Raw genomic sequence first — 559 nt, forward strand, 5'->3', positions numbered from 1 at the left:
GCTGCGCGGTCATGTAGTCGAGCGTGGCCACCACGTCTTCGGCCTGGACGATGCCGTTGGCCTCCACGTTGCACCCGCTGCCGATATACGCGCCGCCGGATTTGGAAAACCCCTGCCGCATCGGGATGGCCACCACGTAGCCGCGCGCGACCAGCGCCGCCGCCTGCTCACTGTAACGGGCACGTGCCTGGAATGCCGCCTTGCCGCGCGCCTTGCCGTGGTTGAGCACGATGAGCGGGAAAGGGCCGTCACCGGCCGGCTTGTAGACGGTCGTCTCCAGCTTGAGCGTGAAGATGCCCGCAGACTTGGGCACTTCCACGATGGTTTCGCTGATGCCCGGCGGCGCCGTTTCGCTCGCATGCGCGGCCGCAAGCAGCAGCGCGCAGCCAACGGCTGCCCAGGCGCTGCGCCACGTTCGCGCGGTGATGCTGTTCACTGCAAATGTCCTGTTCGATGGGCGGTCCGCTTACATGCGGAACACGCCGAAGTTCATGTCGCCAATGGGCGCGTTCAGGCTGGCCGACAGCCCCAGGCCCAGCACGCTGCGCGTGTCGGCGGG

General features: G+C 67.6%; 1 protein-coding gene. It reads right to left on the reverse strand.

Going from position 1 to position 559, the window contains the following annotated elements; translation table 11 throughout:
• Positions 1 to 436, reverse strand: a 436-nt coding sequence (locus FUT88_RS25170; protein ID WP_410003900.1) for an alpha/beta hydrolase family protein, incomplete at its 3' end; no start/stop codon positions are given.
• Between the last annotated feature and the right edge of the window lie 123 nt (positions 437 to 559).

It is taken from the genome of Ralstonia sp. TCR112, assembly GCF_007997035.1.
Taxonomy (GTDB): domain Bacteria; phylum Pseudomonadota; class Gammaproteobacteria; order Burkholderiales; family Burkholderiaceae; genus Ralstonia; species Ralstonia edaphi.